Annotated in this window: 15 protein-coding genes; 2 read left to right on the top strand and 13 right to left on the bottom strand. The window is 44.0% G+C overall.

All coding sequences use genetic code 11. The features are described from left to right. Positions 1-122: 122 nt before the first annotated feature. Positions 123-290 carry a CD1845 family protein gene (locus DESPCE1_RS22895; RefSeq protein ID WP_019849291.1) on the top strand — a complete coding sequence of 56 codons (168 nt, stop codon included), beginning with the start codon at positions 123-125 and terminating at the stop codon, positions 288-290. A gap of 118 nt (positions 291-408) precedes the next feature. Here the strand turns inward: DESPCE1_RS22895 and DESPCE1_RS0101845 are convergent, their stop codons facing one another. The 8 genes from DESPCE1_RS0101845 to DESPCE1_RS0101810 form a co-directional block, all read right to left on the bottom strand. Beyond that, positions 409-873 (bottom strand): DUF6773 family protein, encoded by a 465-nt coding sequence (locus DESPCE1_RS0101845; protein ID WP_019849290.1) that lies wholly within the window; start codon positions 871-873, stop codon positions 409-411. Positions 874-1091: 218 nt separating this feature from the next. Next, positions 1092-2162, bottom strand: coding sequence for a cell wall metabolism sensor histidine kinase WalK (locus DESPCE1_RS0101840; RefSeq protein WP_019849289.1), 1071 nt, complete (start codon positions 2160-2162; stop codon positions 1092-1094). Next, the gene (locus tag DESPCE1_RS0101835) at positions 2159-2833 is read right to left on the bottom strand and encodes a response regulator transcription factor (RefSeq protein WP_019849288.1); all 675 of its coding nucleotides are present in this window, start codon (positions 2831-2833) and stop codon (positions 2159-2161) included. The genes DESPCE1_RS0101840 and DESPCE1_RS0101835 overlap by 4 nt, the downstream gene beginning before the upstream one ends. Positions 2834-2900: 67 nt before the next feature. Then, the gene (locus DESPCE1_RS0101830) at positions 2901-4073 is read right to left on the bottom strand and encodes an ABC transporter permease (RefSeq protein ID WP_019849287.1); all 1173 of its coding nucleotides are present in this window, start codon (positions 4071-4073) and stop codon (positions 2901-2903) included. A 3-nt stretch (positions 4074-4076) separates the two neighbouring features. Beyond that, complete coding sequence (locus tag DESPCE1_RS0101825; protein ID WP_019849286.1) at positions 4077-4757, bottom strand: ABC transporter ATP-binding protein; 681 nt, start codon at positions 4755-4757, stop codon at positions 4077-4079. Continuing rightward, positions 4757-5638, bottom strand: coding sequence for an efflux RND transporter periplasmic adaptor subunit (locus tag DESPCE1_RS0101820; protein WP_019849285.1), 882 nt, complete (start codon positions 5636-5638; stop codon positions 4757-4759). Before DESPCE1_RS0101820 ends, DESPCE1_RS0101825 begins: the two co-directional genes overlap by 1 nt. A 344-nt stretch (positions 5639-5982) precedes the next feature. Further along, the gene (locus DESPCE1_RS0101815) at positions 5983-6711 is read right to left on the bottom strand and encodes a M48 family metallopeptidase (RefSeq protein WP_019849284.1); all 729 of its coding nucleotides are present in this window, start codon (positions 6709-6711) and stop codon (positions 5983-5985) included. Between the two features lie 12 nt (positions 6712-6723). After that, positions 6724-7257: a nitroreductase family protein gene (locus tag DESPCE1_RS0101810; RefSeq protein WP_014792336.1), complete on the bottom strand. Its 534-nt coding sequence runs from the start codon at positions 7255-7257 to the stop codon at positions 6724-6726. Between the two features lie 184 nt (positions 7258-7441). On the opposite strand from DESPCE1_RS0101810, the gene DESPCE1_RS0101805 reads away from it, so the two are divergent. Next, positions 7442-8479, top strand: a complete 1038-nt coding sequence (locus DESPCE1_RS0101805) for a hypothetical protein (protein WP_019849283.1) — start codon at positions 7442-7444, stop codon at positions 8477-8479. A gap of 21 nt (positions 8480-8500) precedes the next feature. On the opposite strand, the gene DESPCE1_RS0101800 is transcribed toward DESPCE1_RS0101805, so the two are convergent. The 5 genes from DESPCE1_RS0101800 to DESPCE1_RS0101780 form a co-directional block, all read right to left on the bottom strand. Continuing rightward, complete coding sequence (locus DESPCE1_RS0101800; protein WP_019849282.1) at positions 8501-9757, bottom strand: DNA polymerase IV; 1257 nt, start codon at positions 9755-9757, stop codon at positions 8501-8503. 81 nt (positions 9758-9838) lie between these two features. Beyond that, positions 9839-11242, bottom strand: a complete 1404-nt coding sequence (locus DESPCE1_RS0101795; protein ID WP_019849281.1) for a sodium:proton antiporter — start codon at positions 11240-11242, stop codon at positions 9839-9841. Positions 11243-11374: 132 nt separating this feature from the next. Then, positions 11375-13249: a TRAP transporter large permease subunit gene (locus DESPCE1_RS0101790; protein ID WP_019849280.1), complete on the bottom strand. Its 1875-nt coding sequence runs from the start codon at positions 13247-13249 to the stop codon at positions 11375-11377. Positions 13250-13326: 77 nt separating this feature from the next. Then, on the bottom strand, positions 13327-14373 hold the full coding sequence (locus DESPCE1_RS0101785) for a TRAP transporter substrate-binding protein (RefSeq protein WP_014792331.1): 1047 nt from the start codon (positions 14371-14373) through the stop codon (positions 13327-13329). 25 nt (positions 14374-14398) lie between these two features. Beyond that, positions 14399-15331, bottom strand: coding sequence for a glycyl-radical enzyme activating protein (locus DESPCE1_RS0101780; protein ID WP_014792330.1), 933 nt, complete (start codon positions 15329-15331; stop codon positions 14399-14401). Between the last annotated feature and the right edge of the window lie 9 nt (positions 15332-15340).

Raw genomic sequence — 15340 nt, 5'->3', positions numbered from 1 at the left:
TGGTTTTTCCCATAGGCATCGGAGAATTAATCCTGGCCGACGGATGAACCGTTCACGGTCACGAGGCGAACTCGAATCCCTTGAGGATAGAGAATGCGATTCGTTTTTAGTGCTCCAATCAGTTGGCCGGACATCCATGTGCTGGAATCCAAGAAGCCGGAGGACCCTCCGGCACAGCCTTGACCACAGCCGCCGTCGCTTTCCTCATCAGCCCTTATGGGATACCTAAGCTGGCGGAATGGTTCATCGACAGGCTGGACGATCTCAATTGTGCTATCAAGTCCATTTGAGCACGGAAAACAAGCTGCATAACCGGTTACATCAGAATCGGTTATGCAGCTTGTTTCATTTGCGGTTTATTCCTTTTGCGAGCTGCTGTTTATAAACTCCATATGGTCAAAGGCAAATTTAATCACCATATTGATTCTCCGCAAGCTTCCTTTGCCGCTTTTTTGTGAACGTACCAAGAAGTGCAAGTAATCCAAAAACAAGAGGAAAAGCAACTATGAAGTTTCTGGCGAAGATCCATAGGCTGTCTAGCATCGAAGCTTGATTTTTGAAATAAAGCAACAAAATTGGAATACCCATCAGTATAGACACACCAACAAAGCTATAAGCAAAATAAGCTTTCATTCCAGGCTTAGTATAAAAATCCCATATCCCACGCCGGTAGTGCCCTATTAGCGAATAGATAACGCAGACAAGCAAGATAATAAACTCACCTGCAATATATGCGAAGTTAAGATCTAAAACGAATAATTGCACTATAATTGCTGCCACAAGTCCAAAAACAGCCACATACACCGTAACGTTTGCAATGGGCGTTACTTCAAATTCTCGACGCTCATCCATGTTTTTACGAAAGAATTTCATAGTGACTCCTCCCAAGTGTTTTATATTGAATGGGCTTACTCCCTCTCAATTAACATCAAACCGGTTATCCTTCGCGGGTTGGCCTACTGTTTTTTTCGTCCCGGCATCAGCATAGGCATTATCTTATTCCATTAATTCCCTGTCAATTTATATCATCTTATTAAGAATATTGTACCATATAAACCTGACTTTTACAGTTAAAAATATGGATGCATGTTTCATAACCTACATGGCAGCTCCACTGTAAATATCGATCCTTCGTCCAATTCGCTTTCCACGGATACTCTCCCACCGGAAAGCTCAATGATTCTCTTCACTATGGCTAGGCCCAAGCCATTTCCTTCTCTGGAGCGGGATTTGTCTGCCTTATAAAAACGGTCAAAAATATGCTCCTTATCTGCAGCGGAGATGCCTTTTCCCTGATCCGCGATATCCACCCGGATGCCGTCATCCTGTCTCTGGAGACTCACCCGAATGACCCCATTTTGATGGGAAAACTTTATGGCATTTTGAATAAGATTAAGCCATACCTGCTGAAGCAGATGCTCATCTCCCCAGTAGGTTATCCTTTCCAGGTCAATGTCAAAGTCAATATTTTTCTTTGTCCAATCCGCTTCAAGAATTAAAATGGATTTCCTTAATTGTTCATCCAACGCGAACTTCGTCCCTTGTTCGCGGATACTTTTACCGTCAAGTTCGGAGAGCCTTAACAAATTGGAAGACAGCAAGGATAACCTTTCACTTTCATTCACAATAGTATCGCTATATTCCTTCAGTTGCTCCTCGGATAATTGCCCTTCTTGAATGAGTTTAGCGAACCCCTTGATCGAAGTAATGGGTGTTTTAAATTCATGGGAAACATTAGAGACGAAATCCTTATGAATCGTGTCGATGCTCCTAAGTTCCTTGGCCATTAGATTAAAATCCGCAGCTAATCGCCCAATTTCATCGTTACGTTTTATATTTACTTGAGTATTAAAGTTACCCTTGGCCACCTCTTTAGAGGCTTCGGAAATAAGCTGAATTGGTTTTACGATTCTTCTTACCGCTAATAAAATGATGATTGTGCCGGTCACTGCACTAATTTGAAAAGTTAACCCGGTGGCAAACCGTATCCTCTGAAATTCTGCGAAAAACTCCATGCGATCTACAGCCAATTCCGTAAAAGCACTATTTCTCATGATTCCCATGACAATCCAAAAGGTTAGGGAATTTAAGAACCACCAAATTCCCAAGAATATAAGTGCAAATTTCGTGTAAATCGATTTTAAATATAAACGTTTTTTCATTGAAACTTTTCCACCTTATAGCCCAGTCCCCTCACCGTGATGATTTTGAACTCTTCATATTTATCGAACTTCTCCCGAAGCCTTTTAATATGAACATCAACTGTTCGTTCATCGGTATCGCTATCAAACCCCCATATTTCATCCATTAACTCCTGCCGTGTAAAGATTCTTTTAGAATAACTCAGTAGTTTAAATAATAAGTAAAACTCCTTTTGGGGAAGCATAATGGTTTCTGTCTTCGTCGTTACTGTTAATGTCTCATAATCAAGGGTGATGTCGCCTATCACAATTTTATTCTCATTGGAAATTTTGGCCCGACGAAGTAAAGCCGCTACCCGAAGCAGCATTTCATCAAAATCAATAGGTTTGACCATATAGTCATCGGTTCCCACTGCAAAACCTTTTTTCTTATCTTCGATGGTTTCTTTAGCCGTAATCATGAGCAGCGGTAGGTTATACTGCAATGCTCTCAGTTCCTTGGCCAAGGTATAACCATCCATATGGGGCATCATGATATCTAAAATGATAAGATCAATATGCTCTTGAGCCAATAAGTCCAAAGCTTCTAATCCATCGGCAGCAATAAACACATTGTAGCCATCACGAATCAAATAGGTTTTCATGAGCCTTCGGATACTCTCGTTATCATCAACGACTAAAATATTGACCATATCTACATCCTTCCTTAGCCCCTAAAAACCATTAGGGGCTAAAATTTATGAGTAACAAACCTTATTCTTATAAGCTTCGCAGAGCATCAATCGGATTCAGTCGACTTGCTTTCCTTGCCGGAGCATATCCAAAGACAATTCCCACTACACCAGAGAATCCTACCGCAAGCGCAATCGTTGCGATCGAAATAGAGAATTCTGTTCCAATCAATAGGGATGCACCGTAAGCAATAAGAGCTCCCAGCACTAATCCTATAACGCCACCGACGATGGACAGGAATATTGACTCGATCACAAATTGCAGCTGAATTCTGTTTGGTGTGGCTCCTAAAGCTTTGCGCAAACCAATTTCCATCGTTCGCTCAGTGATGGATACCAGCATCATATTCATAATGCCAATACCGCCCACCACCAGGGATATCCCCGCAATTCCGGCAAGGAGCATCGACATCATGGACATCATCGTTTCAAAGGATTCAATCATATCTCCCATATTGAAGATAGTGTAAGCATCATCCTTATAGTTAAAAGCCGGATTGAGTACCCCTTTGATTTCCGTTACCGTATCGTCAGCTAGGGTCGCATCCTCCAGAAATACATCTAAACTGGAAATATTCTTTACCCCTAAACTACGCAAAGCCGTTGTATAGGGGATGACCACCGAGTCATTATTGGAACCCATACTAAATCCGCTCGAGGCCTTAAGGGTGCCAATTACAGAATAGGTTGTCCCGTTCACAACCAGCTCTTTACCGATAGGGTCCACCCCGTAATAGAGCTCATTGACAATATCACTGCCAATAATCGCAACTTGATTTTTGCTCGCTAAGTCCAATACATTGATGGGCCTTCCACTTTGCAGCAAGCTGGAATCCGTTTGAAAGTAAACCTCATTTTTACCCTGAACGGTTACGTTCTCAAGGACCTTGCCGTCGGTGATAATTCCAGTCTTTCCCGAAATCGTTGGGGATACACCACTTATATTTTCGACTTGAGAAATGTTCCTTAGATCTTCATCATTAAGCCCCTGTTTCAGCGGAGTTCCCATTACATTGACTATGATTTTATTTGCGCCAAGCTCCGTAACCTGATTGCTGATACTGTTGGTTGCCCCCTGAACAATAGTAATCAAGGCGATAATCGATGCCACTCCGATGACGATTCCCAGCATTGTTAAAAAGGAACGCAGTTTATTTCTAACAATGTTTTCATAAGACATTTTTATACTTTCAAGCAGCACCTATTACACCTCCTGTTCAGTTAAATAACCATCCAAAATATTGACAACTCGTTGGGCGTGACGAGCAATACCGATATCGTGAGTAATCATAATAATGGTTCTTCCTTCATGGTTAAGCTCTTCGAAAAGCTCCATTACCTGAGCGCCCGTCTTTTGATCTAAGGCGCCTGTGGGTTCATCCGCCAGGAGAATCGTCGGCTCGGTAACCAGTGCCCGTGCAATAGCAACCCTTTGCTGCTGACCCCCTGAGAGCTGATTCGGCAGATTTTTCATTTTATCGGCTAATCCTACCTGCTCCAGCATTTTCATTGCCCTTTGTTTTCTTTCCGTGGCTGGGATGCCCGCATAGATTAAGGGCAGTTCTACATTTTGAAGTGCACTCAAGCGTGGCAAAAGCTGAAAGTTCTGGAAAACAAAGCCAATTTCCTTATTTCTTATGGCGGCCAGTTCGGTTTCATCCAGATCATCAATATTATGGCCAGAAAGCAGATATTCTCCAGCTGTCGGCACATCCAGACAGCCAATGATATTCATCATCGTCGATTTCCCGGATCCTGACGGACCAAGTATCGATAGAAACTCACCCGAGTTCACCGCTAAATTAACGTTATGCAAGACCTCCAGCTCTTCCTCACCCATAGTGTATTTTTTAAAAATATTTTGCATCTTAAGAACTTCAGCCATTACTCCTCACCTCCAGGTCTATTCATCCCTCCTCTGGAGAAATCCGTCCCTAGCGTGGTAGCAGCTTTTTTATAAAGAATCCTTTCTTCACTGACAACACCGCTTTTGACTTCAACCGTTGTGCCATCATTGATTCCTGTCTCTATATCAGCCTTTACCACAGTATCCTTTTCCCCATTTTTAAAAACGTAGGGCTTGTTATTCTCATCAAATTGAATCGCCGTCATGGGCAAGATAACGACACCCTCAGCCTCATTACTTACCACCTTCACCTCTGCCGACATGCCGATACGAATATTTTCAGCTTTTTCAAGATCGATGGTTGCTGTGAAGAAAGTTACTCCATTGATAATCTGTCCCTCTTTAGATATGGAGCGGATCTTTCCTTTGATTTCTTTGTTTATTGCCCCGATTTTGATGGATGCTTCTTTACCTTTGTCTAAGGAGGCAATGTCATATTCATCGACCTTAACCTGAATTTCAAGGTTATCATAATCGACTACTTCTAATAATTGGGTCCCTGCCATAACCTGGGCCTTCTCATCCACATTAAGATGAGCAACTTCACCGCGGATTTTGGCTTTAATTTCCTCTCCTGATGTGGTTTTGATTAAGACGGTTCCCTCTTCAACCAAATCTCCTTCTTTTACTTTGATTTCCGAGACTTGCATCATCTTATCAGCAGTTACAGTCTGACGGTCTTTTGTTTCCACATTCCCGGAAAAAGAGTAATAGGTGGTTATGTCCCCAGTTTTAGCAACCACACTTTCATAGGCTAAGGGGGCAGGTTTCATTAAAGCGGTCATTGCTACTCCAACGATAACCACAGCTATCATACCGGTTACTATCCATTTGAACTTAGTGTTTCTTTTTTTGCTCATTAATTAATGACCTCCAATTTAATTTTTAAATTCGAAACTAATCTTAGCTTTGTTTTATGAATTCATCATGAACTAGGATTTAGCAATATTTCTCTCTACAGCTACAAAGCGTCAATAATTCCAGTTGGCAACCAAAAATAAAAACCACCTGAAGTTAAAAAACAACAGATGGTATCCATAAACTCTATGTATATTCTGATCCATATTTTTTCAGTTCGTCCCTTGCGACGCCGATATACTGGGGCTCAAATGCTACAGCAGTCGGTATATAGTCACTATATTCACCCAACTGATCGATTCAAGTCCGCACTTCCTTGCTGATGCCCTCTCCTGTCACTTAGGGATTAAATAACCAGACTATGGCCCTTTTCCCGCAGCCATCGGCGATGAGCAGCATGCTCCGGACAATAACGGGCTACATTCTCCCAAAAATCCGGTGAATGATTCAGATAGAGAAGATGGGAAAGCTCATGAATCACCAGATAATCCAGCACCGGCTCCGGAGCCATGATAGCCCGCCAGTTCAGATTGATATTGCCCAGACTGGAGCAGCTCCCCCAGCGGGTTTTTTGCTCTTTTAAGCGGAACTGGTTATAGGTTACTCCCATTTGGCAGCTCCAGAAATTGAGCTTCTGGAGATACACCGCCCGGGCCTTCTGTTTATACCACTTCTCAAGAATCTCCCGAACAGCCTCTTGCCGCTGCTCTCCCTGAAGTTCCTGAGGCATCTTGATCTCTAAGGTTTCAAGGTCCTTTCTGTAAAAGGCACTGATCATTTTATGAGGTGTATCCATGATCTCCAGGTTCAGCTCTTTTCCCAGATAGGCAACCTTTTCACCCGTCTCATACACCCGCAGGGGCTTGACCGCCGTTTCTTGAAGCTTGAGCCAATTCTCCAATATCCACTCCCGATTCTTCTCAATGAAGGCCTGAATTTCACCCTTGGAGGTACGTGCGGGAGCAGATACTCTGACCTTTTCCGGCGTAATGCGTATAGAAATCCGCTTAGTCCGAGGGCTTTTTCTTTCTTCATAAGGAATAATCGTTTTTCCCAGCTTCAAAAACGAAGGCATATTATCCTGCTCCTAATTATTTTCTCCCCAGGTCCCCTTAAATACGATCTGCGACATGTCTTTGCGGGGTCTTGGATTTCTTTCCTCCGCCGGGTAACCCAAGGGAGTCATAGCTAAGACGCGGACATTTTCGGGAACCTTTAGGATCTCCCGCACCTTATCTTCAGAGAACAGACCCTGCCAACAGGTTCCCAGCCCCTGCTCGGCAGCCGCCAGGATCAAATGTTCCATGGCCAATCCCGCATCCAGCATCATATAGTCCTTGCCTTCCCAGACCTCGGACTCCGATGGCACCCCGCAGAGCACCACAATAAGAGGGGCCTGGAGCAAAGCTTTGCGTCCGGGGTTGGTCTCTGCATAGGCCGTAGTCAGCTCTTGCCGCGAGGCCTCATCCTCCACTACGATAAAACGCCAGCACTGAAGGTTTTTCCAGGAGGGAGCCAAACGGGCGCATTCCAAGACGTACTCCAGCTTCTCCTGCTCTACTGGGTTCGGGAGATAACTCCGCAGACTTCTTCTCTTTTGAGCCAGTTCAAGAAAGTTCATATCCATTCCTCCTCTTCCATTGTATACCATTTATTCTTTATTATTACCTTGAATCCTTCTCCATTGTCATTTACTTCTAAATTTTATAAACCCCTCCTAAATACTGTCAAGTATTGCCGGTAATATTCCGATAACATAGATAAGGGTTTTTTAAGGATGAAATTAAAGACAAGGAGGTCGCCCTATGAAAATTCAAAACTCGTCCATCGTCATGGCAGGGGAATCCAAGTATTCTGAGAGTTACAAAAAGGATGTCACCCTGCAGGGCTGGCTGGGCAAAGATGTCGCCGGAAAGCCGACCCTTAGCCTGGAGAATGCAGACATTCTTGATTTATCTGATTCGCTTAAAGGCCTGCAAAGTCCTGCTTCCAATGTCCATCGATCCCAAGAGATCAGCTTGGACATGAGTGAAGAGGACAGGCGCAAGCTGGACCTGCTCCTAATCATGCTTGAAGCCATCACCGGCAAGAAGATGCACTTCTTGGTGCCCAAAAAGCTCGTCCTCAATGATCCGGGCAATCTTCCCTTTTTCCCCAACCGAATTCCCAATCAAAACTGGGGCATCATCTTCGAATCCAGGGAAGAGTATACCGAAGAGCAGTCCATGTCCTTTTCCGCCCAAGGCCAGGTAACCACTACGGACGGCAAGACCATCAATCTGCAACTTCAGTTGAATATGAGCCGCAGCTTTGCTTATCAAAACAACATCAGCTTCCGGGCCGGAGGTGCTGTGACCATCGATCCTCTGGTGATTAACCTGGGGGTCAGCTCCGCCCAGTTAACAGAGCAAAAATACGTCTTTGACATTGACTCTGACGGCAATACCGAGCTCATCTCCTTCCTGGCCCCAGGAAGTGGGTTTATCGCTCTGGATAAAAATCAGGACGGCATCATCAACGACGGCAGCGAGCTCTTCGGGACGAAAAGCGGAGACGGCTTTGCTGATTTGGCCGTCTATGACAGTGATAACAATGGTTGGATCGATGAAAACGACCCTATCTATGATAAGCTCCGCATCTGGACCAAAAACGAAAAGGGAGAAGATGTACTCTTCGCCCTGGGTGAAAAAGGAATAGGAGCCATCTATCTAGGTAACGTAGCCACCAACTTCGGTCTGAAAGATTCCAGCAATCAATCCCTGGGGGAGATCAGAAAGACCGGCATTTACTTGAATGAAAACGGTACTGTGGGAACTCTTCAGCATGTGGATTTGACCATCTAAGCTTCACATATATCTATATTCTTATCTCTGTTTATCTTTCGAACTTCTGACCGCTAGCTTTCTGCTTAAAGAAAGATATTGGGTTCCGCGCATAAGGATCTCAGATCCATATTTATTGCGAATCTCATCCACCGTTCGATCCAGCTCAGTCTGTTCTTGAACCTCTTCTTGAAACAGGCTGAGCTGCTCTATGCCCTTTTGCAGACGGCTGGCAGTTATACCCAGCAAGCGGATGGGTTTGCCTAGAGGCCATTTTTCAAAGAGCTTAAGACTCTCTTGATAGATCACATCAGTAATATCCGTGGGTTCAAAAAGGGTAGTGGAATAGGTCCGGGTCTTAAATTCTGCATCCTTGACCTGTACCGTAAGGGTCTGAGCCTTGGTCTCCTCCTGGCGAATTTTTCTTCCCACACTATCGGCCAGAAAAAGCAGGACCTCTGCCCCCTGCTCCGGGTCTTTTATGTCTTGGGGCAAAGTGATGGACCGCCCAATGGAATGATCCTTAACATGATCTTCCGGTGTCACAGGCCGATCATCACACCCATTAGCCCATTCATGCAGTTTGGTTCCATAAATGCCAAAACGCTTCCGGAGAACTTGAGGAGAAACGTGAGCCAAATCCCCAATGGTTCGGATCCCCATACCCTCCAGCTGTTTTTCCGTCTGCTTGCCGATCCCGGACAGCTCCCCTACCCCTAAAGGCCATACCTTACTCTCCAGATCACCCGGAGCGATAATGGTAAAGCTGCGGGGAAGCTTTATCCTGGTCTTTGGATCTCGCTGATAATCACTGGCCAGCTTAGCAAGAATTTTGCAATAGCTGATCCCTACCGATATCCCCAGACCTAACTCTTCAAGAATCTCTTTTTGTACCCGACGGGCTATCTCTTCCGTACTGCCAAAAAGAAGGTGGGAGCCTCGAAAATTCGCAAAGCACTCATCCACAGAGACCCTTTCGATATGATTTTCGTCTGTGTAGCGCTCAACGATCCGCCACATTTTTTCGCTAAGATCAAGATAGAGCCGAAAATCCGGAGATAACACCACCGCTTCCGGACAAAGCTTTAAAGCCTGAAATAAAGGCATGGCTGTCTTAATCCCACAGAGCCGCGCCTCGTAACTGGCCGTAAGGACAATCCCCGTCCGGTTCCTTGGATCCCCGGCCACCAGCAGAGGCTTTCCTTTGAGCTCAGGATTCACTGCCTGATGGCAGCTGGCGTAATAGCTGTTAGCATCGAAGAGAACGATATCAAAGTCCTTGGATTTATGTTCCAGCATCATGGATCCTTCCCGTCTATCCTATATAACAAATTATACCACAGGGGCGGTGAAAATGATGATACACCGACCCTCTAAATCTTAAAGAAAGAAAAGCCAGGTGACTATCCCAAAGAGGGGAAGGAGAATGCAGAAGCTATACGCCATATAGCCGAAAAAGCTAGGCATTTTTACTCCGGATTCTTCAGCAATGGAGCGAACCATAAAGTTAGGGGCATTGCCGATATAGGTAACCGCTCCAAAGAACACCGATCCAGCAGAAATTGCCAGAAGGTATAAGGGCTGGTCGACTAAGAACTGAGCCACTGCAGGGGCTTCAGCCATACCTGGATAGAATTGACCTAAAGCAGTACTAAAGAAGGTTAGGTACGTTGGGGCATTGTCAAGGAAGCTGGACAATGCTCCGGTAATCCAGAAGTATTGAACCGGCTCTTTTACTGCTGCAGTAATAAAAGACAAAGCTCCGGACTCACCAGCCTTCAATATCGCTAAAGCAGGAGCCATGGTGACAAAGATTCCGAAGAAGAGATAAATGATCTCCAAAATTGGCCCCCAGGAGTATTCGTTTTCCTCACGAACTGCCTTGGGTGTGATTTTCATGGAGATAACCACAATAGCTACAAGTACCAGATTACGGATAACATCCTGCCAGCCAAGATGAACCCCCAGAATAGATACTTCGCTCATCTTAACATAACCGCTAAATAGAATAACACCAATAATTGCGGCTAACAGAATAAAGTTTTGAACGCCTAAAACTTCCAATCTTTTTCCCAACGTTGAATCTCCACTGGAGTTATCTTTGGCTGCAACCCCATTGCAAGAAGATGAAGCAAAGGCTAAATTGCCTTCTTTTTGTTCCTTAGCCAGAAAGTACTTATCGAAAACAATATAAATTAGTAGGAGCCCGGCCAGCACTACAGCCATGGGTGTAATAAGGCGTAAGGTCCAAAAGAAAGGTACTCCATGCAAAAAGCCCAAGAAAAGCGGTGGATCCCCTAATGGGGTCAATGCTCCTCCCACATTGGCAACCATAAAAATAAAGAATACTACCATAAAGGCCTTATACTTACGATCCTTATTCACACGCAGGAATGGGCGGATTAATAACATAGCCGCTCCTGTAGTCCCCATCCATGAAGCGATAATAGCCCCGATCGTCAGGAAACCTGCATTGACCCAAGTTGTCCCCCTTAAGGATGTACGAACTAAGATTCCACCACCGACTGTAAATAAGGACCCGATAAGAACGATAAAGGGAATGTAATCCGCGATGAGTAAATGGAGCAGCTCATCAACACCTTGTTTTCCATAAGCTACGATCAGTGGAACAGCAAGCAGTGCTGCCCAGGCAGCTGATACCTTACCAAAATGATGATGCCAAAATTTTGGAAACAGAACAGGCCCCAGTGCAATGGACAACAACATACCTACAAAAGGAATGACTGAATACAATGGCAATAAAGTACCTAAAGAATGTTCCATTTTTTCCTCCTTAAATTTTCCAGCAGGTAAAACCGCGTTTTTAAAAACTTAATATATTAATACCTTAAAAATACCCTCCCATGGTCAAGAATATCTCACCATAGAAGGGCATAAGGTTTACTGGTTAATGTATTACCTCACAAATTGAGTAAGGAACATCGAAATGGAAGGCACATAAGTAATCAACAACAAGACGGCAATCATGGCCAAGAGGAAGGGAACAACCGCTTTGGCAATCTCTTCGATCTTTAGTTTCGCTATACCACTTGAGACAAACAAGTTGACTCCTACGGGTGGCGTTATAAATCCAATAGCCAGGTTGACAACCATGATGATCCCAAAGTGAATCGGATCGATACCAACCTTAGTGGCAATGGGAAGCAGAATTGGCGTGAGAATAACAATGGCCGCTAAAGCTTCCATGAATGTGCCAACGAAGAGCAATAATATGGTAACAATTAACAAAATAAGGTATTTACTGTCGGTTATCGCCAACATCCAGGTAGCGATCCTAGTCGGAATTTGTTCAATCGTCAAGATGTTACCAAAGATGGTGGCCATCGCCATCAAAACAATAATGATAGCAGAGGTACTGCAGGATTCCGTAAAGCAATACACGAAATTTTTTCTGGTAATGCCTTTGTGGATAAAAACGCCTACGATCAGACCATAGAACGCCGCTACAGCCGCAGATTCAGTAGGTGTCATGTACCCGGAATAAATACCACCCAGAATAATAATCGGAACCATCAAGGCCCATTTGGCCTCCCAAAAGGCCTTACCAACACTTCGAAAGGTGCGTTTTCGAGCTTCACCTTTCCAGTTGTTCTTTTTGGCATAATAATAACTGACGCCCATCAAAGCGAATCCAACGATTAAGCCAGGAACAATACCACCCATAAAGAGCTTACCAATCGAGACTTGAGCTGAAACGCCATAAACGACAAAGGGATTGCTCGGAGGAATCATAACCCCGATGGATCCGGCAACTGCAACAAGTGCCGCAGAAAATCCTCGGGAATACCCCCTTTCAACCATTGCCGGAATGGTTAAAGAACCAATGGCAGCTACAGTAGCCGGTCCTGAGCCGCTTATGGCAGCAAAAAACATACAGGTGGCAACCGTAGCCAAGGCCAAGCCGCCGGTAAAGGAGCCTAAGAGTTCATCAGCCAAACCCAAGAGCCGTTTGGATAATCCTCCTTCACCCATAAAGACACCTGCGGCTACAAAAAACGGGATAGCCATAATGGGAAAGCTATCGATGGAAGTAAAGCAAATTTGTGATATATACTCTATCGGCATAGTATGGGCACAGAGAATAGTGGCTAAAGCGGAAAGACCTAGGGACATGGCAATGGGTACACCAATAAAAACAAAAAGCACAAAGTATCCGAAAAGCCAAGCCATGGCTGGGATATCGAAATCCAAAAAAAGCGGAGAAAAAATTACAGCTACTATCAAAACTCCGATCAGAGTATCTTTTAGACCGCTCTCCAGGATTTGCTTAACCAAGTCCTGGAGACATCGAATCGACATTAAGCCAAAGCCAATGGGTAAAATTAAGTAGGGAATAAAAAAGGGTATATTCAATGCCGGAGAAATCTGAGGATACTTTAACATCATTTGCAAATGATCTATTCCCATAAAAAAGATTACTGCTGTTAATATAAGAATGCAGCCATCGACAACGATCCAACTCATTTTTTGCCACCTATCGGAAAGGCGATCATAGAGAATATCAACCCTGATATTATTTCGCTGTTTGATAGCCAATGGAATCGCTAAATAGGATATCCATATGAAGATAAAGCGTGATGCTTCTTCTAATCCAACAATTGCTGTACCGCCGGTGATATTAGAGACGATATAACGATAGATGGTTTGATAAGTAATCAAAACAATAATAGCCAGCATGCCGATCACAAGAAATGGTACTTCAAAATAGTCATCGATCCATTTAAGCCATTTTTTCCAAGAAGCTTCTGGTTTTTTTGAAATATCTATCATAACTAACCTCCTGTCCTATTTGGACAGAGGGAGCAGGAGTTACCCCCCTCCCCCCCTGTCTTCAAATGCTGTTGCTGTTATTGTTGAGTAGCTGTGACTAAATCAATCAATTCTTGAGGAATTTCCGGGAATTTATCCCAAATCGGACGAGTTAAGGTCTTAAATTCTTCTTTTTCAGCTGGAGACAATTCTTTAATCGTCATTCCGTCATCGATTAGCTTTTGTTTGGCTTTATCCTCCAGCTCAATGGTTACTGTACGCTGCCAATCCAGAGCCTCCTTACCGGATTCTACTAATATCGTTTGTAGGTCTTGAGGCAAAGCATCAAAATAATTTTTATTGATCATGAGCAAATGCATGCTGTAGTTATGGCCTGAGTCAATGCCGTAGGATAGTACTTCACCATGCTTCGCATCCGAAAGCAAGCCCCAGGTATTTCCTTCTGCATCAACGGTTCCCTGTTGCAATGCTGTATACGTTTCTCCCCAGGCGACCGGAGTAGCGCTCATTCCTAAAGCCTCAGCCACAGCAACTTCTACAGGTGAATCCGTGGTCCGCACTTTTAAGCCTTTTAAATCGGAGGCATTGGCGATGGGTTTGTTCGTGGTCACAAAGTTACGGTAGCCATATTCACTGTACATAATGGGCTTCAAGCCGACTTTCGCACACACGTTGTCCAAGTACTTGCCTAGTTCACCATTATCTAAAGCGTCGTACAATTTTTGTTGATTTTCGGGTTGGGTGATATAAGGAAGGTCGAAGACCATGAATTCACGGGCAAAACTGGCCATATTGGGAGATGAGCTGGAGGACATTTCCAAAGTGCCCTTTTGGGTGGATTCCATTGTTACACGGTCACTACCTAGGGTTGTATTTCCGAAGATTTGAATTTCAATTCTTCCGCCAGACTTTTGCTCGACGATTTCCTTGAATTTTTCATAACCCACCGTTACATTATTACCAGGTGCCATGGGATGTCCCAAACGAATGACGACTTTTTTATCAGCAACTCCTGATCCTGCGGCTGGAGCGGCGGCTTCATCAGCCTTTTTACACCCTGACAGAGAAAAGACAAGAAGACAGGATAAGATGAGAATCGAAAGCTTAAATAACCTCTTTTTCATATACCATTCTCCTTCCAAACACTCTCTAGTCTAAAATGGACTTTGCGAGCTCCTTAAGTTGTTCAAATTTTGCGTCCCCAAGCTGGGTATCACTTAGTGGATAATCTTTCCCCAAAAAGTGATATTTTTGTTGTCCTAGACGGTGATACTTAAGCAGCTCATAAGTAACATTGAGTTTACCCTTAACAAGATTGGCAATTTCCTTAATATCTTCTTCTGTATCGTTAAAACCGGGGACCACTGGGGTTCTAATAAGTTTTGGCAACTTTGGAAAGCCCTCGCAAAGCTTATTAAAGTTTTCTAGAATAAGCTCATTGGGAGCACCTGTATACTTTTTGTGCTTTTCGGAGTCCATGCATTTGATATCCATAATAATTGAAGTCAGATATTGACAAACGTTTTCCATGCTTGGCCAATCTGCATAACCACAGGTTTCGATGGTCGTTTTAAGTCTTCTCTTACGGGCTTCCTTTAATGTTTCCGTAACAAAGTCCGCTTGCATTAAAGGTTCACCACCGCTAATGGTTAAACCACCTCCGGATCGTGCATAAAACACACTGTCTTTTTCAACTTCCCTGATCGCTTCTTCAACGGTTATGGGTTTGCCGAAGACTTGTAAGGCTTGAGAAGGACAGACATCTACACATTTCACGCAATCCGTACAGAATTTACGATCAACAAAAATCTTGTCGTTTTCCTCTGTATTCAGTTTGATTGCTCCATAGACACACACCTCCGCACATCGAAAGCAAGCTTTTATGCCTATGCATTTATGGGGATTAAATCCAAGCTGTGGTTGTGTTTGCTGAGACTCAGGATTGCTGCACCACTCACATCTGAGGGGGCAACCCTTGGTAAAAATAATTGTTCGTATTCCTGGACCATCATGAACTGAATAGTGTTGAATATTAAAGACTAATCCATATCTACGCTCATCAGAAGCCCTCGACTCCCCCATAAAAGAACC

The sequence above is a fragment of the Desulfitobacterium sp. PCE1 genome (assembly GCF_000384015.1).
Classification (GTDB): Bacteria; Bacillota; Desulfitobacteriia; order Desulfitobacteriales; family Desulfitobacteriaceae; genus Desulfitobacterium; species Desulfitobacterium dehalogenans.
The sequence above is the reverse complement of the archived record's forward strand: the minus strand, read 5'-3'. Positions and strand labels throughout refer to the sequence as shown.

What these genes read in the sequence shown, in the direction of transcription:
- DESPCE1_RS0101790 (WP_019849280.1), bottom strand. Translation starts at nt 13,249, where the DNA reads ATGATAGATATTTCAAAAAAACCAGAAGCTTCTTGGAAAAAATGGCTT.
- DESPCE1_RS0101780 (WP_014792330.1), bottom strand. Translation starts at nt 15,331, where the DNA reads ATGGGGGAGTCGAGGGCTTCTGATGAGCGTAGATATGGATTAGTCTTT.
- DESPCE1_RS0101845 (WP_019849290.1), bottom strand. Translation starts at nt 873, where the DNA reads ATGAAATTCTTTCGTAAAAACATGGATGAGCGTCGAGAATTTGAAGTA.
- DESPCE1_RS0101815 (WP_019849284.1), bottom strand. Translation starts at nt 6,711, where the DNA reads ATGCCTTCGTTTTTGAAGCTGGGAAAAACGATTATTCCTTATGAAGAA.
- DESPCE1_RS0101785 (WP_014792331.1), bottom strand. Translation starts at nt 14,373, where the DNA reads ATGAAAAAGAGGTTATTTAAGCTTTCGATTCTCATCTTATCCTGTCTT.
- DESPCE1_RS0101835 (WP_019849288.1), bottom strand. Translation starts at nt 2,833, where the DNA reads ATGGTCAATATTTTAGTCGTTGATGATAACGAGAGTATCCGAAGGCTC.
- DESPCE1_RS0101805 (WP_019849283.1), top strand. Translation starts at nt 7,442, where the DNA reads ATGAAAATTCAAAACTCGTCCATCGTCATGGCAGGGGAATCCAAGTAT.
- DESPCE1_RS0101840 (WP_019849289.1), bottom strand. Translation starts at nt 2,162, where the DNA reads ATGAAAAAACGTTTATATTTAAAATCGATTTACACGAAATTTGCACTT.
- DESPCE1_RS0101820 (WP_019849285.1), bottom strand. Translation starts at nt 5,638, where the DNA reads ATGAGCAAAAAAAGAAACACTAAGTTCAAATGGATAGTAACCGGTATG.
- DESPCE1_RS0101810 (WP_014792336.1), bottom strand. Translation starts at nt 7,257, where the DNA reads ATGAACTTTCTTGAACTGGCTCAAAAGAGAAGAAGTCTGCGGAGTTAT.
- DESPCE1_RS0101795 (WP_019849281.1), bottom strand. Translation starts at nt 11,242, where the DNA reads ATGGAACATTCTTTAGGTACTTTATTGCCATTGTATTCAGTCATTCCT.
- DESPCE1_RS0101800 (WP_019849282.1), bottom strand. Translation starts at nt 9,757, where the DNA reads ATGCTGGAACATAAATCCAAGGACTTTGATATCGTTCTCTTCGATGCT.
- DESPCE1_RS0101825 (WP_019849286.1), bottom strand. Translation starts at nt 4,757, where the DNA reads ATGGCTGAAGTTCTTAAGATGCAAAATATTTTTAAAAAATACACTATG.